Origin of the sequence: Streptomyces lavendofoliae (assembly GCF_014649735.1) — a bacterium.
GTDB lineage: Bacteria > Actinomycetota > Actinomycetes > Streptomycetales > Streptomycetaceae > Streptomyces > Streptomyces lavendofoliae.
The window spans coordinates 58,712-85,217 of record NZ_BMTP01000012.1 but is presented as its reverse complement, the minus strand read 5'-3'; the positions used below and the strand labels follow the sequence as shown (position 1 = coordinate 85,217).

Here is a 26,506-nt window from a genome sequence, read left to right as displayed (position 1 = left end):
TCAATCATCACCGCTCGCATACCCAGACCTGGTGCGTTAACCACGGACTGGCGAGGATCAGCCGGGCACCCGCCGTACGGTGAGGGCCACCGTGTCGTCCGGGTGCAGGATCACCGTGTGCATGTCCGCCGCGATGGCCGCCGGGACGTCCTCTATGGGGCGGTGCCGGTGGCGGCGGGCCGCGAGTGCCAGCCGCTGCTCGCCCTCGCGGGGGTCGCGGCGGCTCTCGGTGAGCCCGTCGGTGTACAGCACCAGCAGGTCCCCCGGGTCGAGGCGGTCGTAGAGCAGCCGCTCGCTGCCGGGCAGGGGGAAGCCGATGCCCCGGCCGCGCACCTCCAGCAGGGACGACTCCCCGTCGGCCCGGACGAGGAGGGCCGGGGGATGGCTGCCGTTCGCCAGCACCAGGTGCCCGCCGGCCGGATCGAGCCGTACCAGCTGCACGGTGGCCATCAGCTCGTGGTCGAAGGTGGCGAGCACCTCGTCCGTCCGGGCGATGAGCGACTCCAGGGGGTGGCCCTCCAGGGCCAGCGTGCGTACGGCGTGGGTGACGTTGAGCGCGCTGCGCGTACTGGTCAGCCCGTGCCCGAGGGCGTCCACCACCGTGATGTGCACGGTGCCGTCCGGCAGGACGAACCAGTCGTACAGGTCGCCGCCCGTGGGGGCGTGCTTCTCCGCCGGCTCGTAGTGGACCGCCATCTCCAGCCCCGGCACCCGCACCGGCGGCGGGCGCAGGGCGTCCTCCAGCTGGCGCAGTATCCGGCCGTGCGCCTGGCGCAGCTGCTCGTCGCGCTCCTCCAGCTGCACGTACAGCGCCAGCACGCCGCTGTTCGTCTCGGCCAGCTCGTGCTTGAGCCGCTGGTGGTCCTCGGCCAGCGCGTCCGCCCGGTCGACGGCCGCGCTCAGCTCCTCCTCCAGCAGGTCGACCAGACCGGGCGGATCGTCCCGGCCCGCGTCCCCGCCGGCGGACGGCAGCGGTACGGGCACCCGCCACACCGCCGTGGTGCCGGGCAGCCGCTCCGCGGGCAGGGGGAGCCCCTCCAGCGACGGCCGGCGCGGCGCGTGCGGCAGGTGCAGCCGGACGATCAGCCGCCCCTCCTCCGGCCCACCGGGTCCCGCGGGCCCGTCCGGCCGGTCCCCGACCGTCCCTCCGCCGGCCCGGTCGTCCGCTCCCGGGTCCCGGGGCTGCGGCGGCACCGACTCCAGCAGCACCGGCCGGCCGGCCGCCAGCTCGGCGCCGGCCACCCGGGTGGCCGACAGGGCGAGCCGGTAGCGCAGCTCGACGGACAGGCCCGCCCGGTGGGCGAGGCGGCGCAGCGCGCTGCGCAGCCCCGCCAGCGAGTGGAGGGTCGTGATCTGGGGTTTCATGGCTCTCTCCGGACCGGGCCGAGGGCGAGGACGGTGGCGTCGTCCCGGCTGCGGCGGTGTTCGTGGACCAGGGCTCCGGCGAGCAGCGGTGCGGGCAATCCGCTCACGAAGGGGGTCAGGGTGTGGGTCCAGCGGGCGTCGACGCCGTCGCTGTGCAGCAGGGCGACGGCGTCCGGCTCGGCGGGCACCCGCTGCACCCGGGGCTCGGGCATGTTCCAGCCCACGACCCCCGGCTGGCCGCCGAAGCGCCGGCGGACACCGTCGTGGCCCAGCAACAGCGCCCGCACGTTCCCCACCGAGCAGTGGTCGACGCCCTCCGGCGACAGCCGCAGCAGGCCGACCGCCGCGCCGCGGCTGCGGCGCAGCGCCCGGTTCATCGTGTGCAGCAGCCCGGGGAGCGGCAGGCCGGGATCCCGGTAAAAGGCGCGTACGGCCAGGTCGGCGGCCTCGGCGGCGAGCCGGCCGTGCCCCAGGCCGTCCACCACCAGAGCGGTACGGACCTCCCCGTCGACGGCGAGGCCCCAGGAGTCCCCGCAGAGGCTCTCCCCGTCGGCGGGGACGCGTACGGCGCCCACGCCGGGCGTCCCCTCGGCGGGGGTGCCTCCCGGTTCGCCCAGGCGGGCGGAGACGACGGTGCCGGAGCCCTCCCTCGTACGCACGGTGAACTCGTCAGCGATCCTGCGCACCGCCCCGAGACCGGAGCCCAGCGTGCGGCTGGTGGTGTAACCGTCGGTCAGGCACTGTTCCAGGTCGGCCATGCCCGGGCCCCGGTCGACGGCGAGGACCTCCACGCCGGGGCGCAGGGGCAGCGGCTGGATGTAGAGCGAGCCGTTGTGGGCGTGCTTGGACACGTTGCCGGCCAGCTCGCTGGCCAGTACGGCCGCCTGGTCCGGCAGGGCGCCCGTGAGGCCCTGGTCCAGCGCCGTCCGGCGGGCGGTGGTGGCCGCCAGCTGAACGGCGCTGTAGTGGTCCACCCGGATGTGGGTCGTGACGGACTTCGGGGTGTCCATCAGCGGTCGTTCCAGCGTGCGACGACCACCGTGGTGCCCTCACCGGGCCGGCTGTGCACCTGGAACTCGTGCATCAGCCGGCGCGCGCCGCCCAGGCCGTGCCCGAGCCCCGTGCCGGTGGTGAACCCGTCCGTGAGGGCCTGGTCGAGGTCGGGGATGCCGGGGCCGTCGTCGCGGACCGTCAGCCGCAGGCCCCTGCGCCCGGAGCGGGTCGGCATCTCGATCTCCAGCGACCCGCCGCCGCCGTGGACGTACGCGTTGCGGGCGAGCTCACTCGCGGCGGTGACGATCCGGGTCTGGTCGACCAGCCCGAAGCCGGCCTCCACGGTGGCGGCCCGCACGGCATGACGCACCGTCAGCAGATCCTCCTCCGAGGCGACGTTGAACCGCGAGGACCGGCCAGGACCCCCCGGAAGGGGACCGGGGTCCGCGAAGGCGCCGCCGGACACACCCGGGGCGCCGGACTCAGCGGACGTGCCGGACGCCGTGGACCGGGCACCGGCCCGGTCGGCCGTCCGGGCGGCGGCGACGGTGGGGCCGGCCGGCGCGGAGCGCTGGGCGATCAGCTCGGAACCAGCAACCCGTTCACCGTGGAGCGTCACGTCGGGCCTCCCCCGCGGGTCGGGGCATACGGTGCCAGCCGAACGCGGTCAGGCCCTGCTCCGCGTTGAGAGCGGTTTCCACGCCGGTCAGCTGGAGCCCCAGCTCGACCAGGGTGATGGCGACCGCGGGCCGCATCCCGGCCACGATCACCCGGGCACCGAGCAGGCGGGCCATCGTGGTCAGCTCCATCAGCGTGCGCGCCACGAAGGAGTCGATGATCTCCAGCCGGGAGATGTCGATCAGGACGCCGCGGGCGCCGTCGCCGGCGATCCGCTCCGTGAGTTCGTCGGTGAAGGCCACCGCGGACTGGTCGTCCAGCTCGTTGAGCAGGCCGGTGATGAGCACGTCGCCGAGCCGCAGGATCGGTACGCCGGTGGCCCGGGGGGCGGTCACGCCGTCACCGACCCGGCCGTGCCGGCGTCCTGGCCGACGGCCGGCTGGTCGGTCAGCCGGATGGCGGCGGCCAGGGCGTCCGCCAGAGTCGCGCGGGTGAGGATGGTCGACAGGTCGATACCGAGCTGGGCGATGGTCTGGGCGATGGGCGGCCGGATACCGCTGATCACGCAGTCGGCGCCCATCAGCCGCACCGCGTTGACGGTGTGCATCAGGTGCTGGGCGACCGCGGTGTCGACGGCCGGGACACCGGTGATGTCGATGATGGCGACCTGGGCCTCGTTGTCCTGGATCGCCTGCAGCAGACTCTCCATGACGACCTGGGTGCGGGCGGTGTCCAGCGTCCCGATCAGCGGTACGGCGAGCACGTGCCGCCAGAGGCGGACCACCGGCGTAGAGACCTCCAGCAACTGGCGGCTCTGGCGCTGGATGATCTCCTCGCGCCCCTCCACGTACGTCTCGAACGAGAGCACACCGGCCGCGTCCAGCAGCCGGTTGACCAGGATGGCGGTGGAGTACAGCTCGCCCGAGTCCCGGGTGGTGTGCTGGACGGCCGACAGCAGCGCTTCCTTCAGCGACAGCACGGCCAGTGACGTGGCCGTCGGCGACGCGCCCGCCCGGGCGCGGCGCAGCGACAGCTCTATCACCGTCTGGCGCAGCTCGTTGCGCGACGTCACCAGGCGTTCCACCGGGACGTCGCTCGCCAGGCCCGCGGCGAGGGCGGAGATCAGCAGGTCGGCCTCCTCGCGCACCTCGTGCTCGCTCATGTCCGTGCTGAGCACCGCCTGCTCCAGCTGGAGCCGGACCCACCGGTCCGCGATCTCCTCCTCACGCTCCCGCAGGGCCTCGCAGAGGCGGTCCCGCACGCTCGATTCGCTGGTGTTCACAAGCACCTCTCGCAGGGGGAAGCAGGACGGGCGGGTTTAGGAGGGACGGCGCCGGAAACACCGGAGAACCGGGGGCGCCCGCTCTGCTTCTCGTGGTCAACGGCGGTTGGATGGTAGTGGCCGACCCGCGCCCCGAAGAAACGTGACTCCGCGCGCGGACGCCGAGGGCGGCGACCGGAGAGTGCCGGTCGCAGCCCTCCCCGTCCGCTCAGAGCGAGGCCGTCGTCGTCGAGACGGCCACCGGTTCGCCGGCCGCCGCGAGCGTGTGTCCGGCCACCCGGAGCGCGTCACGTATGTCACGCGTCCCGGTGGACACGCAGAGTGTGTAAGCGGTGTCCTCCCGTTGACGCTTGACCTTCGGGTCCGCGTCCGCACCGGGTGCGGACAGTTCCTCATACCTGGCCACGAGTTTGCGCAACATGGACGGGTGCGCCATCAGCACGACAGAACCTCCTTCTGGACGGGACCCGGACGTGAGTCGGGGGCCGGAGAGCGACGTCACCGACCGAAGGCGCCCCTACCCCGGCTTCCGGCTCTCATTCCACTGAAGTCCGCGACGGCGACGGTCCGCCGTCGCCCCGCCGCCGTACCCGTGTGGCGCCGCTCACCCGCCGGGCCCCGCCGCCCGCGCTGCCGCCGCCCGCGCGCCCGTCCCCGGCCCGCGTCCCCGGCTGACTGTGACGTCGCCCACCCCCGTCCGGCACCTGCGGCCCCGTCGTGGCATCGCTCACACCGCCGGCGCGGTGTCGGCGCGCTCACGTGCGCGACAGGGCCCGGGCGCCGAGCGCCACCTCGTGCCGGACGGCCGCCGTGACCGCGGCGGCGACCCGTGCGTGGCCCGCGTCGTCCGGGTGCAGCCCGTCCGCGAGGTGCCCGGCCCCCAGCACGTCGCGCCCGGGCAGCAGCGCCAGCCGCTCGTCCCCGGCGGCGGCCAGGTCCCGTACGGCCTCCTCCATCGCGGTGCGGAGGTCGTCGAGCGTCGCGCCCAGGGCGTTGGCGGTCGCCTCCGCCTCGGGGCGCAGCAGCGGGGAGAGCACCAGCAGGGGGGTGTCCGGGTGGCCCCGGCGTACGAGCGCGACGAACGCGCGCGTGGTCTCGTACAGCAGCGGGGCCGAGTGCGGGACGCCGGACCAGCAGTTGGTGCCGAACGCCAGCGTCAGGAGGTCGGCGGGCAGGGCGGCCAGCTGCTGGGCGACGGCGAGCTCGCCGCGCGCGGAGCCCGCGTAACCGAGGTTGACCGGGTCCAGTCCCAGGGCCCGTCCCGCGACGGCCGGCCAGGAGCGGGCGGAGCGGGTGGACAGCCAGCCCTCGGTGATCGAGTCGCCGTGGACCAGCCAGCGGGGCCGTGGGGGAGCGGGGGATACGGTGCCCCCGACGGCGCGCAGCCCCAGTATGACGGGGGCCTGGCTCTCGGGCGGGTGGATGGTGAAGGGACCCGTGCCCCCGGGCAGGGACACCCTGACGAGCGCCTCCTCGGCCGGTTCGGTGAACGCCTCGTGCAGGCAGGTGTCGCCCTCCCACAGCGCGAAGCAGTGCGCCAGCTCCCGCAGCCCGGCGGGCCCGTCCGGCACGTCCGCGCGGTAGCGGATCTCCACGGCGCGGGTACCCGGTGACGCCGTGAACTCCAGCCGTACGCCGATGGGCAGCAGGGCCCGCTGGGCGGTCTCCCAGGGCAGCCGCGCCATGCCCGCCGGGTCGGCGCGCACCGCGCGGCCGTCCTCGTCCACCCAGGCCGTGCCGCGGAGGAACGGCACCGGATCCTGCCAGGTCATACGCGTCTCCCACGGTCGCCGGAACACCTGCTCACGGCCCCAATGTGTCGATTCGTGCGGCGGGGCGCAATGTTTCCCCGTCTGTGCCCCAAGTGCGCAATGATCATGCGTCGATGCGCAACAACGATGCATTACAAGCGCGAAGCCCGCCCTTTAGGCTCGTGCCCCGTACCAGGAGTGGCGGTGACCGCCTGCTCGGCGGTCTCCCTTCCCCCGTGGGCTGTGTCCGACACGCCCGCGAGGCCGCCGCAGGTCGCCCTCCACCGACCCGCAGCGATGAAGGAGCCCCCGCAGTGCTGGATCAAGGCACAGCCCCTCCCGCCACCGAGCCGTCCGCGCCCAAGGCGTCCGGGCTCTCCGCTCTCACCCGGCGCAAGCCGGTGGACGTGCTGGTCGCAGAGGGTGGGCAGGGTGAGGGCGGTTCGCTCCGCCGCTCGCTCTCCATGTGGCAGCTGACCATGATCAGCATCGGTGCCACCCTCGGCACCGGTATCTTCGTCGTCCTGGGGGACGCCGTTCCGCAGGCCGGACCCGCGGTGACCCTCGCGTTCGTGATCGCCGGTCTCACCGCCCTGTTCTCCGCCCTCTCGTACGCCGAGCTGGCCGGCTCGATCCCGGTCGCCGGCTCCTCCTACTCGTACGCGTACGCAACGATGGGTGAACTGGTCGCCTGGGTCTGCGGCTGGTGCCTGGTGCTGGAGTACGGCGTTTCGGTCGCCGCCGTGGCGGTCGGCTGGGGCGAGTACCTCAACGAGCTGCTGAACGGCACCATCGGCGTCACCATCCCCGACGCCCTGTCCTCCGCGCCCGGCGAGGGCGGCATCATCAACCTGCCCGGCCTGATCGTCGTGCTGCTCGCCATGGTCTTCCTGCTCGGCGGCGCCCGTGAGTCCGCCCGCATCAACACGATCATGGTCGTGGTGAAGATCGCCGCGCTCGTCCTCTTCTGCGCCATCGGCTTCATGGGCTTCAAGTCCGGCAACTACTCCGACTTCATGCCGCTCGGCATGGCGGGTGTCAGCGCCGCCGGCGCCAGCCTCTTCTTCTCGTACATCGGCTTCGACGCCGCCTCCACGGCCGGCGAGGAGGCCAAGAACCCCCAGCGCGACCTGCCCCGCGCGATCATGCTGTCGCTGATCATCGTGACCGCGCTGTACGTGCTGGTCGCCGGTGTCGCCGTGGGCGCGCGGAACTGGAAGGACTTCGAGGGCTCGGAGGCCTCGCTCGCCGGGATCATGAACGACGTCAGCGGTCACGCCTTCTGGGGCACGCTGCTCGCCGCCGGCGCCGTCATCTCCATCGCCAGCGTCGTCCTGACCGTGCTGTACGGCCAGACCCGCGTCCTGTTCGCCATGTCCCGGGACGGCCTGGTGCCCAAGGTGTTCGGCAAGGTCGACCGGAAGACCGGCACGCCGCGGGTGAACACCGTCATCGTGTCCGTGTTCTGCGGCCTGCTCGCCTCGGTGATCCCGCTGGGCAAGCTGGTCGACGCCACCAGCATCGGCACCCTGTTCGCCTTCGCCCTGGTCAACATCGCGGTGATCGTGCTGCGCCGCACCCGCCCGGACATGCCGCGCACCTTCCGGGTCCCGCTCGGCTGGCTCTTCCCGGTGCTGGGCTTCCTGTTCTGCGCCTACAACATGTTCAGCCTCGACGCCATCACGTGGATCGTGTTCGGTGTCTGGATGGCCGTCGGCCTCGTGTTCTACTTCCTCTACGGCATGCGCCGCTCCCGTTTGGCCACCGCAGAGAAGTGACCCACCCCCCGTGCGACTGAACGATCTCGACGAACGCATCGTCCACGCTCTCGCCGAGGATGCCCGGCGCTCGTACGCCGACATCGGCTCGCTCGTCGGTCTGTCCGCGCCCGCGGTGAAGCGGCGCGTGGACCGGCTGCGGGCGGAGGGCGCCATCACCGGGTTCACCGTCCGCGTGGACCCGGCGGCACTCGGCTGGGAGACCGAGGGGTTCATCGAGATCTACGCACGCGGGAACACCTCGCCCGAGACCATCCAGCGGGGTCTCGAGCGCTACCCGGAGGTCGCGGCCGCGTCCACCGTCACCGGTGACGCGGACGCGATCGTCCAGGTCTTCGCCTCCGACATGCGCCACTTCGAGCGCGTGCTGGAGCGGATCGCGGGCGAGCCGTTCGTGGAGCGCACCAAGTCGGTGCTGGTGCTCTCCCCGCTGCTGCGGCGCTTCTCGTCCGGCTCGCCGGCGTAGAACGCGCCCGCCGGGCGCCGGCCGGCCCGCGGCGCCCGTCCCGCGGATCCCCGGCCGCGCCGGTCCCCGCCCCTCCGGGCGCCGGTGCCGTCCGGAAGACAGGTTCTAGCCCGCTTCCGGGTACTCGGGCTGCCAGGGCAGGACCCGGAAGTCCCCCGTACCGCCCCTGACCTTCTCGAAGGGCGCCGCGCTCATACACTTCGGCAGCTTCTTCGTCTCCTCCGGCTCGCTGCCGACCCAGCTGTAGCCCAGCCGGTCGTGCCGTCCCAGGTCGTGCACCGACACACCCACCCGCTTGCCCGTGAACGGGGTGTCGGAGTCGGTGACCACCCCCGTCACGACCGCGACCTTCCCACCCGTGATCAGACAGTCCACCCGGGCCGTCGCCCGCGCGGACCTGCCGTCCGGGAAGACGTGCCGAAAGGCGAACGTGCCGGTCGCCGCCTCCGGGTCCATGGTGTCCTCGGCGGCCAGGTGTGCGTCGAAGGTGAACGTGATGTCGTCGCCCGCCGGCCGGTAGAGCTTCGCCGTGCCGGTCAGGGCGGCCGCCTCTCGCGGGCCGCCGCCCGCCCGGTCCCCCAGGGCACCGGCGGAGCCCGCCACCCCGACGGTGCACAGCAACGCGAGGCCCAGTGCGGCGATCTTCGTACGACGGTTCATGGCGGAGCCCTTTCGGCTGGTGGAGCACGGTTCCCGGACGTCCACCACTGTTCCGCCCACCCCACCGCGCCACATCGCACGCCGGTCGCGACCGCCCTCCGCCGGGCGGCGGGGGCCGCCTCCGACCACCGGAGGACGGCCGCGCAACGAATCACCGCTCGGCACCCCATCCGCGCAACGGATCGACCGCCGGTCCGCAACGGTCACGCCTTGTCCCGGAAAGGCACCGGACCGTACCGTTTTGAACGTCTTCTCGACGTCTTCCCTCCCCGCCACGCACCCCGACAGAGGTCTGCCGATGCCGCCGCTGCGCACCGCCCTGCTCCAGAGCTCCGGACAGCCCGGTGACGTCGCCGCCAACCTCAAGGTCCTCGACGAGGCCGCCGCCCGCGCCGCCGCCACCGGCGCCGGCCTGCTCGTCGCCCCCGAGATGTTCCTGACCGGGTACGCGATCGGTGACGACATCGCCCGGCTGGCCGAGCCCGCCGACGGGGACGGGGCCGACGCCGTCGCCGAGATCGCCGAGCGCCACCGGCTCGCCATCGCCTACGGCTACCCCGAGCGCGACGGCGACCGGGTGTACAACGCCGCCCAGCTCATCGGCCCGGACGGCACCCGGCTCCTGAGCTACCGCAAGACCCACCTCTACGGCGGCTTCGAGACCGACTCGTTCACCCCCGGGGAGCAGCCGGTCGTCCAGGCGGAGCTCGGCGGACTGCGCGTCGGCCTGATGATCTGCTACGACGTCGAGTTCCCCGAGAACGTCCGGGCGCACGCCCTGGCCGGCACCCAGCTGCTGCTGGTGCCCACCGCGCTGATGCACCCCGCCGAGGTCGTCGCCGAGTCCGTCGTACCGGTGCGCGCCTTCGAGAACCAGATATACGTCGCGTACGCCAACCGGACCGGCCCCGAGGGCGCGTTCGAGTTCGTCGGCCTGTCCGCCCTCGCGGGCCCCGACGGCACGGCCCGCGCCCGCGCCGGACGCGGCGAGGAACTCGTCGTCGCCGACGTCGACCCGGAGTTCCTGGCCTCCTCGCGCGAGGTGAACTCCTACCTGCGCGACCGCCGCCCCGGCCTCTACGCCTCGCTCGTCTGAGCCCTCCGCCGACCGGGCCCCGGCCCGCACGCCCCCTCGCCGACTTTCCCGCTTCCGCAAGGAGTCCGTACCCCATGACGTCCACGGTGCCCACCGCCGTCCAGCACACCGACGCGCAGCCGCCGATCACCATGTTCGGTCCGGACTTCCCGTACGCGTACGACGACTACCTGGCCCACCCGGCCGGGCTCGGCCAGATCCCCGCGACCGAGCACGGCACCGAGGTCGCCGTCATCGGCGGCGGGCTCTCCGGCGTCATCGCCGCGTACGAGCTGATGAAGATGGGCCTCAAGCCCGTCGTGTACGAGGCCGACCGGATCGGCGGCCGGCTGCGCACCGTCGGCTTCGAGGGCACCGGCACCGAGGGGCTGAGCGCCGAGATGGGCGCCATGCGCTTCCCGCCCTCCTCCACCGCGCTCCAGCACTACATCGACCTCGTCGGTCTGGAGACCCGGCCGTTCCCGAACCCGCTGGCCGAGGCCACGCCGTCGACGGTCGTCGACCTCAAGGGCGAGTCGCACTACGCCGAGACCATCGCCGACCTCCCGCAGGTCTACCGCGACGTCGCCAAGGCCTGGAACGACTGCCTGGAGGAGGGCGCGGACTTCTCCGACATGAACCGCGCCATGCGTGAGCGCGACGTCCCGCGCATCCGCGAAATCTGGGCCAAGCTCGTCGAGAAGCTCGACAACCAGACCTTCTACGGCTTCCTGTGCGAGTCCGAGGCGTTCAAGTCCTTCCGGCACCGCGAGATCTTCGGCCAGGTCGGTTTCGGCACCGGCGGCTGGGACACCGACTTCCCCAACTCCATCCTGGAGATCCTCCGCGTCGTCTACACCGAGGCCGACGACCACCACCGCGGCATCGTCGGCGGCTCCCAGCAGCTGCCGCTGCGCCTGTGGGAGCGCGAGCCGGAGAAGATCGTCCACTGGCCGCTCGGCACGTCGCTGAAGTCGCTCCACGAAGGCGACCCCAAGCCCGCCGTCACGCGCCTGCACCGCACCGCCGGCAACCGCATCACGGTCACCGACGCGAACGGCGACATCCGCACGTACCAGGCGGCCATCTTCACCGCCCAGTCCTGGATGCTGCTGTCCAAGATCGCCTGCGACGACTCGCTGTTCCCCATCGACCACTGGACGGCGATGGAGCGCACCCACTACATGGAGTCGTCCAAGCTCTTCGTCCCGGTCGACCGGCCCTTCTGGCTGGACAAGGACGAGGAGACCGGCCGTGACGTCATGTCGATGACGCTCACCGACCGGATGACCCGCGGCACCTACCTGCTGGACGACGGCCCGGACAAGCCGGCCGTCATCTGCCTCTCGTACACGTGGTGCGACGACAGCCTGAAGTGGCTGCCGCTCTCCGCCAACGAGCGCATGGAGGTCATGCTCAAGTCGCTCGGCGAGATCTACCCGAAGGTCGACATCCGCAAGCACATCATCGGCAACCCGGTGACCGTGTCCTGGGAGAACGAGCCCTACTTCATGGGCGCCTTCAAGGCCAACCTGCCGGGCCACTACCGCTACCAGCGCCGCCTGTTCACCCACTTCATGCAGGACCGGCTGCCCGAGGACAAGCGGGGCATCTTCCTCGCGGGCGACGACATCTCCTGGACGGCCGGCTGGGCCGAGGGCGCCGTGCAGACCGCGCTGAACGCGGTGTGGGGCGTGATGCATCACTTCGGCGGTGCCACCGACGCCACCAACCCCGGCCCGGGCGACGTCTACGACGAGATCGCCCCGGTCGAGCTGCCGGAGGACTGAGGGACCAGCGGGGTGAGCAGCATCCGCCCCGCCAGCCCCACGGAGCGGTCGAGGCGTTCGGCGAACTCCTCGGCCAGCCCCGGCAGCCCGCCCAGCTCGCCCAGCCGGGTCAGCTGCCACAGCGAGCGGGCGGCCAGCCACGCCCCCTCGCGGGCGCGGTCCAGGCTCCAGCAGCCCAGCAGGTGCGTGAGCGGATCGGCGATCTCCAGCAGGTCCGGGCCCGGCATCAGCTCCTCCCGGATGCGCTCCTCCAGCAGCGTGAGGACGTCACCGACCCGGTCGAACTCCCGCTCGAGATCGGCCGGTTCGCAGCCGAGCGTGCGGCAGGCGTCCACCACGGCCAGCGCCAGGTCGTGCCCGACGTGCGCGTTGATGCCGGCCAGCGCGAACTGCAGCGGCCGTACGCCGGGATGGCGCCGGTACTGGAACAGCGGCCGCCAGCACGCCGGGGGCCGCCCGCCCGCGGCGACCGCGTCCACGGCCGCGAGGTAGCGCTCCGCGAAGCGGACGTCCAGCGTGGCGGCGGCCCGCCGGTCGGCGAACTCGCCCGCCTGGACGCGCCGGTCGATCTCCTCCGTGACCGTGAGGTAGACCCGGTTGAAGACCGCCACCCCGTCCGCCGCCGGCCACAGCTCGCGGAACGCGCGCATCCGCGTCACGACCGGACCGATTCCCCACGGGGCGGACGAGCACTGTTCGATCTGCGCCATGGGGGCAGCGTCCCAGTAGGTAGGCTCTCGGTGGTGTCATCGCGCCGGGCTTCCCCGGAACGGGGGAACGAACCCGCCCGCGAGCACCCGGGGGAGGGGAACGACACGGTGTCAGGTGCGCGCGCGCAACGGCGGAGGGAACGCGACCGGCAGGCCGGACGGCGGCGCACGGCGCGCCGGCACGCCATGGCCGCCGCCGCGTCGGTGGTCGTCGCGGTCGGCACGGTCAGCGGGCTGCTGACCGCGACCGGCGGCGAGGCGGACGACACGGCCGGGCCCCGGCCCGAAGTGACCGGCAGCGCGCCGTACGTGCCGCCGCTGCCCGCCCGCCCCCGTCCCGCGGTCAGCGCCTCGGCCACCGCGTCGCCGTCCCCCTCGCCCTCCCGTACCCCGGCGAAACCGTCCGTCCCGCCGGCCCCCAAGCCGTCGGTGAGGAAGCGCGAGGCCGCCGGGGCGCCGGAGCCCCGCACCGTGTCGGCGTCCCTCTACCGCCACCCGGCGTCCCAGGTGCTCGACTGGGTGCGGGCCAACCCCGGCGATCCGCGCCGGGCGGTCATCGAGTCCCGGATCGCGGACCAGCCGGCCGCCGTCTGGTTCGCCGAGTACGACCCGGGCGCCATCACCGGCAGGGTGCGCGCGGTGACGTCCGGGGCGGCCGCCGCCGGCCGTGTGCCCGTCCTCGTGCCGTACGCCATCCCCGACCGCGACTGCGGGGGCGCCTCCCAGGGCGGGGCGCCCGACCTGGCCGCGTACGACGGCTGGATACGGGACTTCGCCGCCGGGCTCGGCGGCGGGCCGGTCGTCGTCGTCCTGGAGCCCGACTCCATCGCCCTCGCCGACTGCCTCTCCGAGGCCGGCCGGGCCGCCCGCTACGCCTCGCTGGCCCGGGCCGGCAAGGCGCTCAGGGCGGCCAACCCGCGGGCCAAGGTCTACTTCGACGCGGGCCACTCCGGCTGGCACACGGCGGCGAAGATGGCCGGCGCGCTGCGGGAGGCGGGCGCCGCGACCAGCGGCGACGGCATCTTCACCAACGTGGCGAACTTCCACACCACCGCCGAGGAGGCCGCCTACGCCCGGCGCGTGCTCACCGCGCTCGGCGGCCCGTCCCATCTCGGCGCCGTCATCGACACCAGCCGCAACGGCAACGGCGCCCCGGCGCCCGGCGAGTGGTGCGACCCGGCGGGCCGGTCGCTCGGCAGGACGCCGACGACCCGGACCGGTGACGCCCGGATCGACGCCTACCTGTGGATCAAGCTGCCGGGAGAGTCGGACGGCTGCTCCGGCGCGGCCGGCGAGTTCTCGGCCGACTACGCCTACGACCTGGCGACCGGCTGAGCGCCGCCGCCCCGGCCGTCCCCGCCGTCCTCGTCGCTCCGGCCCCCCTCGTACGAACTGGTGCCGGAGTCCAGGAGGGGCTCCTGTTCCTTGAGGTGCGCCGGGGCGAAGGCGCGCAGCACGTGGTAGCCGGTGATGACCACGATGGTGCCGAGGGCGATGCCGCCCAGCTCGAAGTTGTCCGTGATCTTCAGGCTCACCCCGCCGACGCCGATGATGATGCCCGCGGCGGCCGGAACGAGGTTCAGGGGGTTGCGCAGGTCGACGTCGGCGTTGATCCAGATCTGCGCGCCCAGCAGGCCGATCATGCCGTACAGGATGACGGTGATCCCGCCGAGCACCCCGCCGGGGATGGCGGCGACGACCGCGCCGAACTTGGGGCACAGACCGAAAAGGAGCGCGAAGCCGGCGGCGGCCCAGTAGGCGGCCGTCGAGTAGACGCGGGTGGCGGCCATGACGCCGATGTTCTCGGAGTACGTGGTGTTCGGGGGGCCGCCCACGGCGGTGGACAGGATCGAGGCGGCGCCGTCGGCCGCGATGGCGGTGCCGAGCTTGTCGTCGAGCGGGTCGCCGGTCATCTCGCCGACGGCCTTGACGTGTCCGGCGTTCTCCGCGACCAGCGCGATGACGACGGGCAGGGCGACGAGGATCGCCGACCACTCGAAGGCGGGCGCGTGGAACGACGGCAGGCCGATCCAGTCGGCCTTCGCCACACCCGACAGGTCCAGGCGCCAGTGGTCGACGGCCTCGCCGCCGCCGAGCGGGGAGTGGATCTTGCCGAAGGCGAGGTCGAACAGCCACGACAGGGCGTACCCGAAGACCAGCCCCAGGAAGATCGCCACCCGTGACCAGAACCCGCGCAGGCAGACGACCGCGAGGCCGGTGAACAGCATCACCAGCAGGGCCGTCCACTGGTCCTGGGGCCAGTACGTCGACGCGGTCACCGGCGCCAGGTTGAACCCGATCAGCATGACGACGGCGCCGGTCACGATCGGCGGCATCGCCACATGGATGATCCGCGCCCCGAACCGCCGTACCGCCAGCCCTACCAGGAACAGCACGGCCCCGACCACCAGGACCGCCCCGGTGACGGTCGCGCTGTCGCCACCGGTCGCCCGGATGGTCGCCGCCACGCCCACGAAGGAGAGCGAGCAGCCGAGGTAGCTGGGCACCGTGCCGCGCGTGGCGAGCAGGAAGACCACCGTGGCGACCCCGGACATCATGATCGCCAGGTTGGGGTCCAGGCCCATCAGGACCGGCGCCACGAACGAGGCGCCGAACATGGCCACGACGTGCTGGGCGCCGAGCCCGGCCGTACGGGGCCAGGACAGCCGCTCGTCGGGACGGACGACGGCTCCGGGAGCGGGTGTCCGTCCGTCGCCGTGCAGGGTCCAGCGCACGCCGAGGTTCATAGGGGGTGGCTCCACTTCTCCGGTTCGGGCCGGCCGCGCGGCCGGGTCCCGGCCGGGAGCGGCCGAAAAAGACCAGGCGCCATGGTAATCCGACACTCGTACGCGCCGGCCGCTCCGTGGCGGCGCTTCGCCGCCGCCCACGCCCCCGGTCGCGGCCGTCTCCGGCCCCGGCCGCGTCCCCTCCGGCCCACCGCCCCCGCCAACGCCGCCCGGCCGCCCTGCCGCCGGGCCCGCCGGTCGCCCCTCAGCGGGAGTTCTTCCCGGCCGGCACCGCGCCCGTGGCCGTACGGGTCACGCGGTCGCCCGTGCGCAGCACGCCCGCGCCGAGGACCAGGCAGAAGGCGAGGAGGGTGACCAGACCGAACGACACGGTCAGGGACGTCACGTCGGCCACGCCGCCGATGGCCGAGGGGGCGATGAGACCCGAGGTGTACGTGATGGTCGCGACGCCCGCGATGGCCTGGCTCGGGTTCGGCCCGCTGCGCCCGGCCGCCGCGAAGGCCAGCGGTACGACGACGGCGACGCCCAGCCCGAGCAGCCCGAAGCCCGCCAAGGCGCCCGCCGGGTGCGGAGCGACGACCACCAGGACGCCGCCCGCCGTGGCCGCGAAGCCCCCGACCCGTACCGTCCGCACCGCGCCGAACCGGTCCACGACCTTGTCGCCCACCAGCCGGGCCACCGCCATGGTCAGGGCGAACGCGGTGGTCGACGCGGCCGCCAGGCCCGCCGACGTACCCAGCTCGTCGCGCAGGTAGACGGCCGACCAGTCCAGGCTGGCGCCTTCCGCGAACACCCCGCAGAACCCGATCGCCCCGATCACCAGGGCGGACCTGGGCGGCAGGGCGAACCGGGGCGGCGGCTCCTCGTCCGGGGCGCTGCGCAGGTCCAGTACGCCCCGGCAGAACAACAGGCCCAGGACGGTGAGCACCAGCGCGGCGGTCACGTGGTGCAGCCGGGCGTCGGTGCCCAGGTGGGCGGCGAGCGTGCCGGTGGCCGATCCGATCAGCGCCCCGGCGCTCCACATGCCGTGCAGGCTGGACATGATCGACTTGTCGAGCCGGTTCTCCACCTCGACGCCCAGCGCGTTCATGGCCACGTCGGACATGCCGGCGCTGGCCCCGTACACGAACAGCGCGCCGCACAGGGTGTACACGTTGGGGGCGAGGGCGGGCAGCACCAGCGAGAGCGTCCACAGCGCGAGCAGTCCGCGCAGCGCCGAGCGGGCGCCGAAGCGGTGGCTGACCGCGCCCGCCAGCGGCATCGCGACCGACGCCCCGAGCGCGGGGAAGGCCAGCGCGAGACCCAGCTGGCCCGCGCCGACCCCGGCGTGGTCCTGGATCCAGGGGATACGGGTGGCGAAGCTGCCGGTCACGGCGCCGTGCACGCAGAACACGGCGGCCACGGCGAACCGGGCCCGCCTCAGCCGCCCCCTGTCGAAGACCATGTCCTGTGCCACGGGCCCTCCCCGGTCGTGGAAACGTGCGGTGGCGGTAAATTATCAGGAACCCTGCCTGATAGTAAGTTGATGCGACGAGTTCTGAGAGGATCACGTCATGCCCGCATCGCCCAGCACCGCACGGGCCATCAACGACCGGCTCGCCCTGCGACTCCTCCAGGACCAGGGGCCGTTGACGGCAGGCCAGCTCAAGACCCTGACCGGTCTGTCCCGGCCCACCGTCGCCGACCTCGTCGAACGGCTCCAGGACTCCGGCCTCGTGCGGGTGGTCGGGGAGTCGGGCGCCGAGCGGCGCGGCCCCAACGCCCGGCTGTACGGGATCGTCGCCGACCGGGCGCACCTGGCCGCCCTCGACGTCCGCACCACCAGCCTCTCCGTGGTCGTCACCGACCTGGTGGGCGGCACGCTCGCCGAGGCGTCCCTGCCCATGGAGGAGCACAGCGACGGGCCCGCGCTGGAGCGCGCGGTGGCGCTGCTGGAGCGGACCGTCGCCGAGGCGGGCGTACGGCGGCTGCACAGCGTCGGGATCGGTGCGCCCGGCCTGATCGACCCGGCCACCGGCGAACTGCGCGATTCGACGGGCCTGCCCGCCTGGCACCGGCGACTCGTCGCGGTCCTCCACGAGCGGCTGCCCGCGGCCGTGCTCGTGGAGAACGAGACGAACCTCGCGGCCGTGGCGGAGCAGCGCGAGGGCGCCGCCCGCGACCGTGACACCTTCGTGCTGCTGTGGCTCGGCCATGGCGTCGGCGCGGCGGTCCTGCTGGACGGCAGGCTGCGGCGCGGCGCGTCCGGCGGTGCCGGCGAGATCGGGTTCCTCCCCGTGCCGGGGACGGGCGGCCTGCCGTCGGCGACCGGCTGCGACGGCGGGTTCCACGCGCTGGCCGGCTCGTCGGCGATCCGCGCGCTGGCGGCGGGGTACGGCATCGAGGCCGGCGACGACCGGGGCGAGGAGGCGGCGGGGGCGGTGGCCGTGCGCATGGCCCTGGAGGCGGGGGCGGACGACTTCCTGGACGCCCTCGCCGGTCGCGTGGCCCTCGGGGCGGCGGCCGTCAGCGCGGTGCTCGACCCGGGGTGCGTGGTGCTGGGGGGCGAGATCGGCCACGCGGGCGGCGCCGGGCTGGCCGCCCGCGTCGAGGCGCGGCTGGCCACGCTGTCGCCGCTGCGTACGGAGGTGCGGGCGACCGCGCTGGGCGGCGCGGCGGTCCTGCGGGGCGCCCTGCTGACGGTCCGCGACGCGGCCCAGGACGAACTGTTCGCCCCATAGGCGCCGCGCCTGCCGCCGCCCTGCCGCGACGGTGGCCCCCGCCTTGGGCGCCCGCCCGCCGCGCCGCCGCGTGGCCGCCGCCGCGCAGCCGCCGCCGGGGGGCGGAGGGGTCCGCCGGCAGACCCTCGCGGCGGGCGTGCCGAAGGGCCCCGGCGGCGGCAAGGGCCGTTACCACGCCGCCGGGGCCCGTCCTGGTCACCGCGTCAGCAGGCGCCGAGGTCCTGCCAGACACCCCACTGGCCGGTGGTGCCGGGCTCCTCGCCCTTGGTCCACCACTTCGCCTTCCAGGTGCGGGAGGTGTGGGACACCGTGGAGCCGGAGCCGTACTCCGTGGCCGGGCTCCACGCGGGCGCGGCGCACGCGCCGGGAGTCGGCGTGGGGGTGGGAGTCGGGTTCGTCGGGTCCGGCGACGGCGACGGGTTCGTGCCCGGCTCCACCACCGTGGTGCCCCGGGCCAGGTCACCGGCGAGCGCGTACGTGGTGCCGCCGATGTTCACCGTCCAGTTCCACGGGGTGGACACCGGCAGGTAGTAGTTGAAGGACAACTCCACCGACGCGCCCGGCGCCAGCGTCTGCCACGCGGGCAGCTTCAGCGAGACGCGGTGGAAGTCGCCCTTCAGCCCGCCCACGTTGCCGCCGGTGTGGTCGCTGCTGATCACCTTGGTCCCGAAGCCGGACTGGTCCGAGGCGTTGCCGGGGGCCGCCGTGGAGTAGTCGAACTGGAATTCCGTGCCGCCCGGCAGGGTGGTCCTGGTGTTGTTGGTGATCTTCACCTTCGGGGTAATCGGGTAGTTGGAGTCGCCGAGCTTGAACTCGCCGAACTCGACCCCGATGTTCACCGCCTTGGTGGGCAGGGCCTTGTTCGAGACCTTCGCGCCGTACGGCGTGGCCGTCCTGAACTTGTCGTACATCAGCGAGGTGAGCGTGGAGCCGGGCTCGTACTGCCCCTTGGCCGCGTTCCAGCCGTAGTCTCCGGCCAGCTCCCAGACCATCGTGCCGCCGATGCCCTTGTCGACCACGTAGTCGGCCTTGCGGGCCACCGACTGCTCGTCCTCGGTCGACAGGAAGACCTTCTTCTCCGCGTTCCACAACCACGGTGCGACCAGCGTGGAGTCGTAACGGCGGGCGTAGGTGCCGGTCAGCCGGGTGTCCGCGCCGAAGCCGTACTTCGGCAGGTAGTCGCCGAGGACGCCCTTCTCCAGGTTCTTGGCGTGCCACATCGGGTTGGAGCCGGCCGGCGACTCCTTGCCGTTGTCGTCCTTGTCGTGCCACAGGTTGTCGATGCCGACCGCGCCGTCACCGCACTTGGTCAGGCCCGACCCGGCCGGGCAGGTGGTCGCCGTCGCCTTGCCCCACAGGCCGTCCGTCCCGCCCTGCACGTTCTTGTGGCCGCGGGTGTAGTACGGCAGGCCGATGTTGATGCGCCCGGCCGGCATGGAGCCGCGGAAGTAGTGGTAGGCCCAGTCGGTGTTGAGGTAGCCGATGCCGCCGTACTGCTGGCTGCCGTAGACGTTCGCCGCCGCCAGCTCCGCGTCCTTGCCGTCGTCGAAGAGCGAGGCGTTGGGACCGGCGTACTCGTTCCAGGCGCCGTGCAGGTCGTACGACATGATGTTGACGTAATCCAGGTACTTCTGGACCTGGAAGGTCTCCATGCCGCGCAGCAGGTAGCCGGAGGAGGGGGCCGCGACGGTCAGCATGTAGTGCCTGCCGTCGGCCGCGCCCGCCCGGTCCAGCTTCTCGCGCAGGGTCTTCATCAGCGCCGCGTAGCCCTTGACGAGCCCCGCGCGGCGGGCGTTGGAGAGGGGGTAGTCGAGCGGGTTGCCCGCGTCCTTCATGGAGGTCGGGTACTCGTAGTCGATGTCGACGCCGTTGAACCCGTACTTCTTGATGAAGGCGACCGCCGAGTCGGAGAAGGTGTCGATCCCCGCCTGGTTGACCGAGCCGTCGGCGTTGGTGGCCATCGAGTAGAAGCCGCCGGAGTTGACGCGCTTGCCGCTGTCGTCGAAGTACCCGCCGGTCTCGGCCCAGCCGCCCACCGAGATCAGGGTCTTGACGTCCGGGTGCTGCTTCTTGAACTTGTTGAGCAGGTTGAAGTGCCCCTTGTAGCCGTACGCGGGGTCCATCTCGGCGCCCGCGACGCCCGGCCAGGTCATGCCGGTCGCGGCGTTGTTCGGGCCGTCGGCGCCGACCGACAGCCGGTTGCCGGAGTCGATGTGGCCGAAGGCGTAGTTGATGTGGGTGACCTTGTTCCACGGGATGTTCGACGCGAGGTAGGCGGGCGTGCCGTCCTTGCCGGTGCGCCAGCCGGTGAAGTAGCCGATGACGCGGCGCTGGTGGTCGGCGCCCATCTTCTCGCGGCCCTCGGTGTCGTAGGCCGAGCAGTACGGGACGTCGACGCCGGCGGTCTTGTACAGGCCGTCGGGGCGACAGGACTCGTGGTCGGTGGCGGCGTGGGAGACGCCACCGGTGAGCGAGCCGAGCAGCAGACCGGCGGCGGCGACGCCGGACGCGAGCAGGGTGGCTCGTCGGTGCGTGGGGGACAGCACGGTCGGTTCCTCCTGGGGAGGCTGAGGGGCACACAACTGACAAGGGGATGGGTCGTGTTCAGCCCTGGCGTGCGCACACCCGGCGGGCCGTCTCCGTGGAGGTGACGCAGACATTAAAAGGACTAGACCAAGCGGTCAATAGGTCTGGACCACTTGATGCGTCCGGTGATCATGTGAGGCAGGACACAGTCTTCGCCCGCATGGGTGACCACCCGGCGTGGCACACTGGCCCTGTATCAGCAGCAGCGCACTCCGGGGTCGGTGCAATTCCGAACCGGCGGTTACAGTCCGCGACCCGGCCGCATCCAGTGGCCGGTTGACCAGGTGAAATTCCTGGACCGACGGTTAAAGTCCGGATGGGAGGCAGTGCGCGGCGGGTGACCCCACCAGGGGGCGACCGGCCGTATGCCCGCTGGTCGCCGATTCCGGCGACCCGTGCGGCCCGGCTTCGCGTCCCCGTGTGCGGTGGTGTCCTTCCCGCTCTTTGTCGTCATCGACAGGCCCCGGAGTCCGCGCCCGAAGAGGCAGGAGGACCCGGTGGCCACCGCAGTGGACACGACCGGCACGGCGGCCGACGCCGCCGCCATGCGCCGGGCCATCGCGCTCGCCGCCCGCGGACTCGGCTCCACCAGCCCCAACCCCGTCGTCGGCTGCGTCATCCACGACGCCTCCGGACACGAGGTCGGCGCCGGCTGGCACGAGCGCGCCGGCGGCCCGCACGCCGAGGTCCACGCCCTGCGCCAGGCCGGAGTCCTGGCCCGCGGCGGCACCGCGTACGTCACCCTCGAACCCTGCAACCACACCGGCCGCACCGGCCCCTGCGCCCAGGCGCTCATCGACGCCGGCGTCGCCCGCGTGGTGTACGCCGTCGCCGACCCGACCCCGCAGGCCACGGGCGGTGCCGACACCCTGCGCGCGGCCGGGGTCGAGGTCGTCGCCGGGCTCCTGGAGGCCGAGGCCGAGGCCGGCAACGCCGCCTGGCTCACCTCCGTGCGCCTCGGCCGCCCCTACGTCCTGTGGAAGTACGCCGCCACCCTCGACGGCCGCGTCGCCGCCCAGGACGGCACCAGCCGCTGGATCTCCTCGCCCGAGTCCCGCGCCGACGTCCACCGGCTGCGCGCCGAGGCCGACGCGGTGGTCGTCGGCTCCGGCACCGCCCGCGCGGACGACCCCCACCTCGCCGTACGCGGCATCGAGGGCGCCGCCCAGCCGCTGCGGGTGGTCGTCGACACCGAGGCCACCGCCGTCCGGCCCGGCGCCCGCGTCCTGGACGACGCCGCGCCGACCCTGATCGCCGTCGCCGAGGACGCCGAGACGGCCCTGACGGACGTGGTGCGCCTGCCGAGGGCGGCCCGGGGTCTGTCCGTACCGGCCCTGCTCGCCGCCCTGCACGAGCGCGGCGTCCGCTCCGTACTCCTCGAAGGCGGACCGGCCCTCGCCGGGTCCTTCGTCGCCGCGGGAGCCGTCGACAAGGTCGTCGGCTACCTCGCCCCGGTCCTCCTCGGCTCGGGCCCGGCCGCCCTCACCGACGCCGGGATCACCACCCTCACCGAAGCGCTGCGGCTCGACGTCACCGAGACCGTGCGCATCGGCTCCGATCTCCGGGTCACCGCCACGGTCGCGCCCGCCGCCGCGCCCCCGGCCGGAACCCCCGCCGAAAGCCCTGCCGCCTTCCCCGTCGCACCCAAGGAGCGCTGAGCGTGTTCACCGGAATCGTCGAAGAGCTGGGTGAGGTCACCGCCGTCGAGAACCTCGGCGACTCCTCCCGCTTCCGCCTGCGCGGCCCCCTCGTCACCGAGGACGCCAAGCACGGCGACTCGATCGCCGTCAACGGCGTCTGTCTCACCGTCGTGGACACCGCCGACGGCGAGTTCACCGCCGACGTGATGGCCGAGACACTGAAGCGCTCCAGCCTCGGCGCCCTCCGCCCCGGCTCCCGCGTCAACCTGGAGCGGCCCATGGCGGTGGGCGACCGGCTCGGCGGCCACATCGTCCAGGGCCACGTCGACGGCACCGGCACCATCCTCGCGCGCACCCCCTCCGAGAACTGGGAGATCGTCACGGTCTCCCTCCCGGCCCCCCTGCGCCGCTACGTGGTCGAGAAGGGCTCCATCACGGTGGACGGCGTCAGCCTCACCGTCGTCGACGCCGCCGCGGACCACTTCACCATCAGCCTCATCCCGACCACCCTCGCCCTGACCACGCTCGGCCTCAAGGAGCCCGGCGACCCGGTCAACCTGGAGGTCGACGTCATCGCCAAGTACGTCGAGCGGCTGCTCGGCGACACGACCGAAGGGGCCGTGCAGTGAACTGGCTCAACGCCGAGGCCTTCACCGCCTTCGGCCAGCACATCCTCTGGTCCGACATGATCGGCAACACGATCGGCCTGATCGCCCTGGCCCTCGGCTGGCGGCGCTCCGTCCTGACGTGGCCCGCCCAGTTCCTGTCCGGCGCCATCCTCTTCGCCGCCTTCGCCGGCCACCTCACCGGCAGCGCCGGCAAGCAGGTCGTCGTGATGGTGGTCGCCGCCTGGGGCTGGTGGCAGTGGACCCGCGGCCGGCAGCGCGGCCAGGACGGCTCGATAGCCGTACGCTTCGCCACCTGGCGCGAGCGCGGCCTGATGGCGGGCGGCGCCCTCCTCGGCACCCTCGCCGTCGGCGGCCTGTTCACCGCCTTCCCGTCGCTGTCCTGGGACCCGTGGCCCGACGCGTACATCTTCGTCGGCACCCTCGTCGCCATGTACGCCCAGGCGCGCGGCATGGTCGAGTTCTGGTTCGCCTGGCTCCTGGTCGACCTCGTCGGCGTACCGCTGAACTTCGTCAACGGCTACGCCTTCTCCGGCTTCGTCTACGTCGTCTACGGCGCGCTCGTCCTGTGGGGCCTGCGCGACTGGTGGGTGCGCTCCCGCGCGAGCGAGTCCGCCCTGGAAGGAGCACCCGCATGAGCACCCTCCCCCTGTGGGACGCCAAGGACCTCGCCCTCGACCCCGTCGAGCAGGCCATCCGCGACATCGCCGCCGGCCGCCCCGTCGTGGTCGTCGACGACGAGGACCGCGAGAACGAGGGCGACCTCGTCATCGCGGCCGAGAAGGCCACCCCCGAGATCGTCGCCTTCATGATGAGCGAGTGCCGCGGCCTGATCTGCGCCCCCATGGAGGGCGACGAGCTGGACCGCCTCCAGCTCCCGCAGATGGTCGGCGACAACACCGAGTCCATGAAGACGGCCTTCACCGTCTCCGTCGACGCGGCCCCCGCCCACGGCGTGACCACCGGCATCTCCGCCGCGGACCGCGCCACCACCCTCCAGCTCCTCGCGAGCGGCGTGGCCGCCCCGGCCGACCTCGTCCGCCCCGGCCACGTCTTCCCGCTGCGCGCCCGGCCCGGTGGCGTCCTCGTGCGCAACGGCCACACCGAGGCCGCCGTCGACCTGGCCCGGCTCGCCGGACTCCGCCCGGCCGGCGCGATCGTCGAGATCGCCGGCGAGGACGGCGTCATGCTGCGCCTGCCCGAGCTGGTGCCCTTCGCCCGCAAGCACGGGCTGACGATCATCTCGATCGAGGACCTCATCGCCTACCGCCGCAGCAGCGAGCCCACCGTGCGCCGCGAGGCCGAGGTGCGGCTGCCGACCGCCCACGGCGAGTACACCGCGTACGGCTACCGCTCCACCGTCGACGGCGTCGAGCACATCGCGCTCGTCCACGGCGACATCGGCGACGGCGACGACGTCCTCGTGCGGGTCCACTCCGAGTGCCTGACCGGCGACATCTTCCACTCCCTGCGCTGCGACTGCGGCCCGCAGCTCGAGGCCTCCATGGAACGCATCACCGCAGCGGGCCGCGGTGTCGTCGTGTACCTGCGCGGCCACGAGGGCCGCGGCATCGGCCTGCTGAGCAAGCTGCGCGCCTACGAACTCCAGGAGCGCGGCCACGACACCCTCGACGCCAACCTGGAGCTGGGGCTGCCCGCCGACGCCCGCGACTACGCCGCCGGCGCCCAGATGCTCGCCGATCTCGGCGTACGCAGCCTGCGGCTGATGACCAACAACCCCGACAAGGTCGACGCCCTGGTCCGTCACGGACTGACGGTGAACGGGCGCGAACCCATGCCCGTCCAGGCGGGCGAGCACAACCTCCGGTACCTGCGCACCAAGCGCGACCGGATGGGCCACGACCTGCCGTGGCTCGACGCCGCCGCCGGCGCGTCACCCTGCAACAACCAGTAAGACCGAGCGAACCACAGCACCGAGGAGAGTACGCACGTGAGCGGCAAGGGCGCACCCGAACTGAGCGTGAAGAACTGCGGCGACCTCCGGGTCGCCGTGATCGCGGCCCAGTGGCACGAGAAGATCATGGACGGCCTCGTCGACGGCGCCCTGCGCGCCCTGCACGAGCTCGGCATCGACGAGCCGACCCTGCTCCGGGTCCCCGGCAGCTTCGAGCTCCCGGTCGTCGCCAAGGTCCTCGCCGGCCGCGGCTACGACGCGATCGTCGCGCTCGGAGTCGTCATCCGCGGTGGCACCCCCCACTTCGAGTACGTGTGCCAGGGCGTCACCCAGGGCCTCGTCCAGGTCTCCGTCGACACCGGCGTCCCCATCGGCTTCGGCGTCCTGACCTGCGACACCGAGGAGCAGGCCCTGGACCGGGCCGGCCTGGAGGGCTCGAACGAGGACAAGGGCCACGAGGCGGTCACCGCCGCCGTCTCCACCGCCACCACACTGCGGACCGTCAGCGAACCCTGGCGCTGAGTGGGCACGGCCCACCCCGTACTCTTAGGACCATCATGGCGAACAAAACCTTCGAAGAGCTCTTCGCCGAGCTGGAGCTCAAGGCCAAGACCGGCGACCCCGCCACCTCCCGCACCGCCGAGCTGGTGGACAAGGGCGTCCATGCCATCGGCAAGAAGGTCGTCGAGGAGGCCGCCGAGGTCTGGATGGCCGCCGAGTACGAGGGCAAGGAAGCCGCCGCCGAGGAGATCTCGCAGCTGCTGTACCACGTCCAGGTGATGATGGTCGCCCGCGGGATCTCGCTCGACGACGTCTACGCCCACCTCTGAGCACCCCCGCTCCCCAGAACTCCTTTTCACACAGTTAGGAAGCCCACCCCATGCTGCGCATCGCCGTCCCCAACAAGGGTTCACTGTCCGGACCTGCGTCGGCGATGCTCCATGAGGCCGGCTACCAGCAGCGCAAGGAGTCCAAGGAACTGGTGCTGGTCGACCCGGAGAACGAGGTCGAGTTCTTCTACCTCCGCCCCCGCGACATCGCCATCTACGTCAGCTCCGGCAAGCTCGACATCGGCATCACCGGCCGCGACCTGCTGCTGGACTCCGGCGCCAACGCCGAGGAGATCCTCCAGCTCGGCTTCGCCCGCTCCACCTTCCGCTACGCCACCAAGCCCGGCACCGCGAGCGGCCCCGCCGACTTCGGCGGCATGACGATCGCCACCTCCTACGAGGGCATCGTCGCCAAGCACCTCGCCGACCAGGGGATCGACGCCTCCGTCGTCCACCTCGACGGCGCGGTCGAGACCGCCATCGAACTCGGCGTCGCGCAGATCATCGCGGACGTCGTGGAGACCGGCACCTCGCTGCGCAACGCCGGCCTGGAGGTCGTCGGCGAGCCGATCCTCAGGTCCGAGGCCGTCGTCATCCGCCGCACCGGCGCCCCCACCGACGACCCGAAGGTGCAGCAGTTCCTGCGCCGCCTCCAGGGCGTCCTGGTGGCCCGCTCGTACGTGATGATGGACTACGACTGCCGGGCCGAGCACCTGGAGCAGGCCGTCGCCCTCACCCCGGGCCTGGAGTCCCCGACGGTCTCCCCGCTGCACAACGAGGGCTGGGTCGCCGTCCGCGCCATGGTCCCCGCCCGGGAGGCCCAGCGGATCATGGACGACCTGTACGCCCTGGGCGCCCGCGCGATCCTCACCACCGAGATCCACGCCTGCCGCCTCTGAGGCCCGTCCCCGCCCCCATGCCCCCGTCCGAGGCCCGAGGCCCGAGCCAGAACCG

At 73.0% G+C, this 26,506-nt stretch carries 25 protein-coding genes and 1 riboswitch; of the genes, 13 read left to right on the top strand and 12 right to left on the bottom strand.

All coding sequences use genetic code 11. From position 1 onward, the window contains the following. Window positions 1-57: 57 nt before the first annotated feature. The 7 genes from IE109_RS22105 to IE109_RS22075 all read right to left on the bottom strand — a co-directional run bounded on the left by IE109_RS22105 (window position 58) and on the right by IE109_RS22075 (window position 6,030). The gene (locus IE109_RS22105) at window positions 58-1,365 is read right to left on the bottom strand and encodes a PP2C family protein-serine/threonine phosphatase (RefSeq protein ID WP_189552762.1); all 1,308 of its coding nucleotides are present in this window, start codon (window positions 1,363-1,365) and stop codon (window positions 58-60) included. Beyond that, window positions 1,362-2,375 carry an ATP-binding protein gene (locus IE109_RS22100; protein WP_189552761.1) on the bottom strand — a complete coding sequence of 338 codons (1,014 nt, stop codon included), beginning with the start codon at window positions 2,373-2,375 and terminating at the stop codon, window positions 1,362-1,364. The genes IE109_RS22105 and IE109_RS22100 overlap by 4 nt, the downstream gene beginning before the upstream one ends. After that, window positions 2,375-2,737 (bottom strand): ATP-binding protein, encoded by a 363-nt coding sequence (locus IE109_RS22095; protein ID WP_229891461.1) that lies wholly within the window; start codon window positions 2,735-2,737, stop codon window positions 2,375-2,377. The genes IE109_RS22100 and IE109_RS22095 overlap by 1 nt, the downstream gene beginning before the upstream one ends. A 223-nt stretch (window positions 2,738-2,960) precedes the next feature. After that, window positions 2,961-3,371 carry an STAS domain-containing protein gene (locus tag IE109_RS22090; protein WP_189552760.1) on the bottom strand — a complete coding sequence of 137 codons (411 nt, stop codon included), beginning with the start codon at window positions 3,369-3,371 and terminating at the stop codon, window positions 2,961-2,963. Further along, complete coding sequence (locus tag IE109_RS22085) at window positions 3,368-4,258, bottom strand: STAS domain-containing protein (protein WP_189552759.1); 891 nt, start codon at window positions 4,256-4,258, stop codon at window positions 3,368-3,370. The genes IE109_RS22090 and IE109_RS22085 overlap by 4 nt, the downstream gene beginning before the upstream one ends. A 208-nt stretch (window positions 4,259-4,466) precedes the next feature. Next, window positions 4,467-4,694, bottom strand: coding sequence for a DUF5133 domain-containing protein (locus IE109_RS22080; protein ID WP_229891459.1), 228 nt, complete (start codon window positions 4,692-4,694; stop codon window positions 4,467-4,469). A gap of 319 nt (window positions 4,695-5,013) precedes the next feature. After that, the gene (locus IE109_RS22075) at window positions 5,014-6,030 is read right to left on the bottom strand and encodes a GDSL-type esterase/lipase family protein (RefSeq protein ID WP_189552757.1); all 1,017 of its coding nucleotides are present in this window, start codon (window positions 6,028-6,030) and stop codon (window positions 5,014-5,016) included. Between the two features lie 293 nt (window positions 6,031-6,323). On the opposite strand from IE109_RS22075, the gene IE109_RS22070 reads away from it, so the two are divergent. Together IE109_RS22070 and IE109_RS22065 are read left to right on the top strand one after the other, a co-directional pair. Further along, window positions 6,324-7,787, top strand: coding sequence for an amino acid permease (locus IE109_RS22070; RefSeq protein ID WP_189552756.1), 1,464 nt, complete (start codon window positions 6,324-6,326; stop codon window positions 7,785-7,787). A 10-nt stretch (window positions 7,788-7,797) separates the two neighbouring features. Next, window positions 7,798-8,253: an Lrp/AsnC family transcriptional regulator gene (locus tag IE109_RS22065; RefSeq protein ID WP_064067061.1), complete on the top strand. Its 456-nt coding sequence runs from the start codon at window positions 7,798-7,800 to the stop codon at window positions 8,251-8,253. A 105-nt stretch (window positions 8,254-8,358) separates the two neighbouring features. Here IE109_RS22065 and IE109_RS22060 read toward each other — a convergent pair whose 3' ends face one another. Continuing rightward, window positions 8,359-8,913, bottom strand: a complete 555-nt coding sequence (locus IE109_RS22060; RefSeq protein ID WP_189552755.1) for a Repetin — start codon at window positions 8,911-8,913, stop codon at window positions 8,359-8,361. A 298-nt stretch (window positions 8,914-9,211) separates the two neighbouring features. Between IE109_RS22060 and IE109_RS22055 the strand changes: the two genes are divergently transcribed. Continuing rightward, window positions 9,212-10,009, top strand: coding sequence for a carbon-nitrogen hydrolase family protein (locus IE109_RS22055; protein ID WP_189552945.1), 798 nt, complete (start codon window positions 9,212-9,214; stop codon window positions 10,007-10,009). 74 nt (window positions 10,010-10,083) lie between these two features. After that, a complete protein-coding gene (locus IE109_RS22050) occupies window positions 10,084-11,778 on the top strand; it encodes a flavin monoamine oxidase family protein (protein ID WP_189552754.1) in 1,695 nt (564 codons plus the stop codon). Here IE109_RS22050 and IE109_RS22045 read toward each other — a convergent pair. Then, entirely contained in the window at window positions 11,739-12,488 is a 750-nt protein-coding gene (locus tag IE109_RS22045) for a DUF5995 family protein (protein WP_189552753.1), read from the bottom strand. The two genes, IE109_RS22050 and IE109_RS22045, sit on opposite strands and share 40 nt — an antisense overlap. Window positions 12,489-12,596: 108 nt before the next feature. Between IE109_RS22045 and IE109_RS22040 the strand changes: the two genes are divergently transcribed. Continuing rightward, complete coding sequence (locus tag IE109_RS22040; RefSeq protein ID WP_373297751.1) at window positions 12,597-13,823, top strand: glycoside hydrolase family 6 protein; 1,227 nt, start codon at window positions 12,597-12,599, stop codon at window positions 13,821-13,823. Here the strand turns inward: IE109_RS22040 and IE109_RS22035 are convergent. Both IE109_RS22035 and IE109_RS22030 read right to left on the bottom strand, forming a co-directional pair. Beyond that, a complete protein-coding gene (locus IE109_RS22035) occupies window positions 13,802-15,235 on the bottom strand; it encodes a uracil-xanthine permease family protein (RefSeq protein WP_189552752.1) in 1,434 nt (477 codons plus the stop codon). The genes IE109_RS22040 and IE109_RS22035 overlap by 22 nt on opposite strands. A 244-nt stretch (window positions 15,236-15,479) precedes the next feature. Then, window positions 15,480-16,679: an MFS transporter gene (locus IE109_RS22030; protein WP_189552943.1), complete on the bottom strand. Its 1,200-nt coding sequence runs from the start codon at window positions 16,677-16,679 to the stop codon at window positions 15,480-15,482. Between the two features lie 109 nt (window positions 16,680-16,788). Here IE109_RS22030 and IE109_RS22025 point away from each other — a divergent pair, with 109 nt between their 5' ends. Beyond that, a complete protein-coding gene (locus tag IE109_RS22025; RefSeq protein WP_189552751.1) occupies window positions 16,789-17,955 on the top strand; it encodes an ROK family transcriptional regulator in 1,167 nt (388 codons plus the stop codon). Between the two features lie 203 nt (window positions 17,956-18,158). Here IE109_RS22025 and IE109_RS22020 read toward each other — a convergent pair whose 3' ends face one another. After that, window positions 18,159-20,501: a chitinase C-terminal domain-containing protein gene (locus tag IE109_RS22020; RefSeq protein WP_229891428.1), complete on the bottom strand. Its 2,343-nt coding sequence runs from the start codon at window positions 20,499-20,501 to the stop codon at window positions 18,159-18,161. Between the two features lie 243 nt (window positions 20,502-20,744). Then, window positions 20,745-20,875, top strand: a riboswitch (FMN riboswitch). Window positions 20,876-21,086: 211 nt separating this feature from the next. Here IE109_RS22020 and ribD point away from each other — a divergent pair. The 7 genes from ribD to hisG are packed head-to-tail and all read left to right on the top strand — an operon-like array spanning window position 21,087 to window position 26,451. Further along, window positions 21,087-22,199, top strand: coding sequence for a bifunctional diaminohydroxyphosphoribosylaminopyrimidine deaminase/5-amino-6-(5-phosphoribosylamino)uracil reductase RibD (gene ribD, locus IE109_RS22015; protein WP_189552942.1), 1,113 nt, complete (start codon window positions 21,087-21,089; stop codon window positions 22,197-22,199). Window positions 22,200-22,201: 2 nt separating this feature from the next. Next, window positions 22,202-22,810 carry a riboflavin synthase gene (locus tag IE109_RS22010; RefSeq protein WP_189552749.1) on the top strand — a complete coding sequence of 203 codons (609 nt, stop codon included), beginning with the start codon at window positions 22,202-22,204 and terminating at the stop codon, window positions 22,808-22,810. Next, entirely contained in the window at window positions 22,807-23,445 is a 639-nt protein-coding gene (locus tag IE109_RS22005; RefSeq protein WP_189552748.1) for a nicotinamide mononucleotide transporter family protein, read from the top strand. Before IE109_RS22010 ends, IE109_RS22005 begins: the two co-directional genes overlap by 4 nt. Then, window positions 23,442-24,722 (top strand): bifunctional 3,4-dihydroxy-2-butanone-4-phosphate synthase/GTP cyclohydrolase II, encoded by a 1,281-nt coding sequence (locus IE109_RS22000; protein ID WP_189552747.1) that lies wholly within the window; start codon window positions 23,442-23,444, stop codon window positions 24,720-24,722. Before IE109_RS22005 ends, IE109_RS22000 begins: the two co-directional genes overlap by 4 nt. Window positions 24,723-24,758: 36 nt before the next feature. Further along, on the top strand, window positions 24,759-25,244 hold the full coding sequence (ribH, locus tag IE109_RS21995) for a 6,7-dimethyl-8-ribityllumazine synthase (RefSeq protein WP_189552746.1): 486 nt from the start codon (window positions 24,759-24,761) through the stop codon (window positions 25,242-25,244). Window positions 25,245-25,279: 35 nt separating this feature from the next. After that, on the top strand, window positions 25,280-25,552 hold the full coding sequence (locus tag IE109_RS21990) for a phosphoribosyl-ATP diphosphatase (RefSeq protein WP_031078175.1): 273 nt from the start codon (window positions 25,280-25,282) through the stop codon (window positions 25,550-25,552). A 50-nt stretch (window positions 25,553-25,602) separates the two neighbouring features. Then, on the top strand, window positions 25,603-26,451 hold the full coding sequence (hisG, locus tag IE109_RS21985) for an ATP phosphoribosyltransferase (protein WP_189552745.1): 849 nt from the start codon (window positions 25,603-25,605) through the stop codon (window positions 26,449-26,451). The last annotated feature ends 55 nt before the right edge of the window (window positions 26,452-26,506 follow it).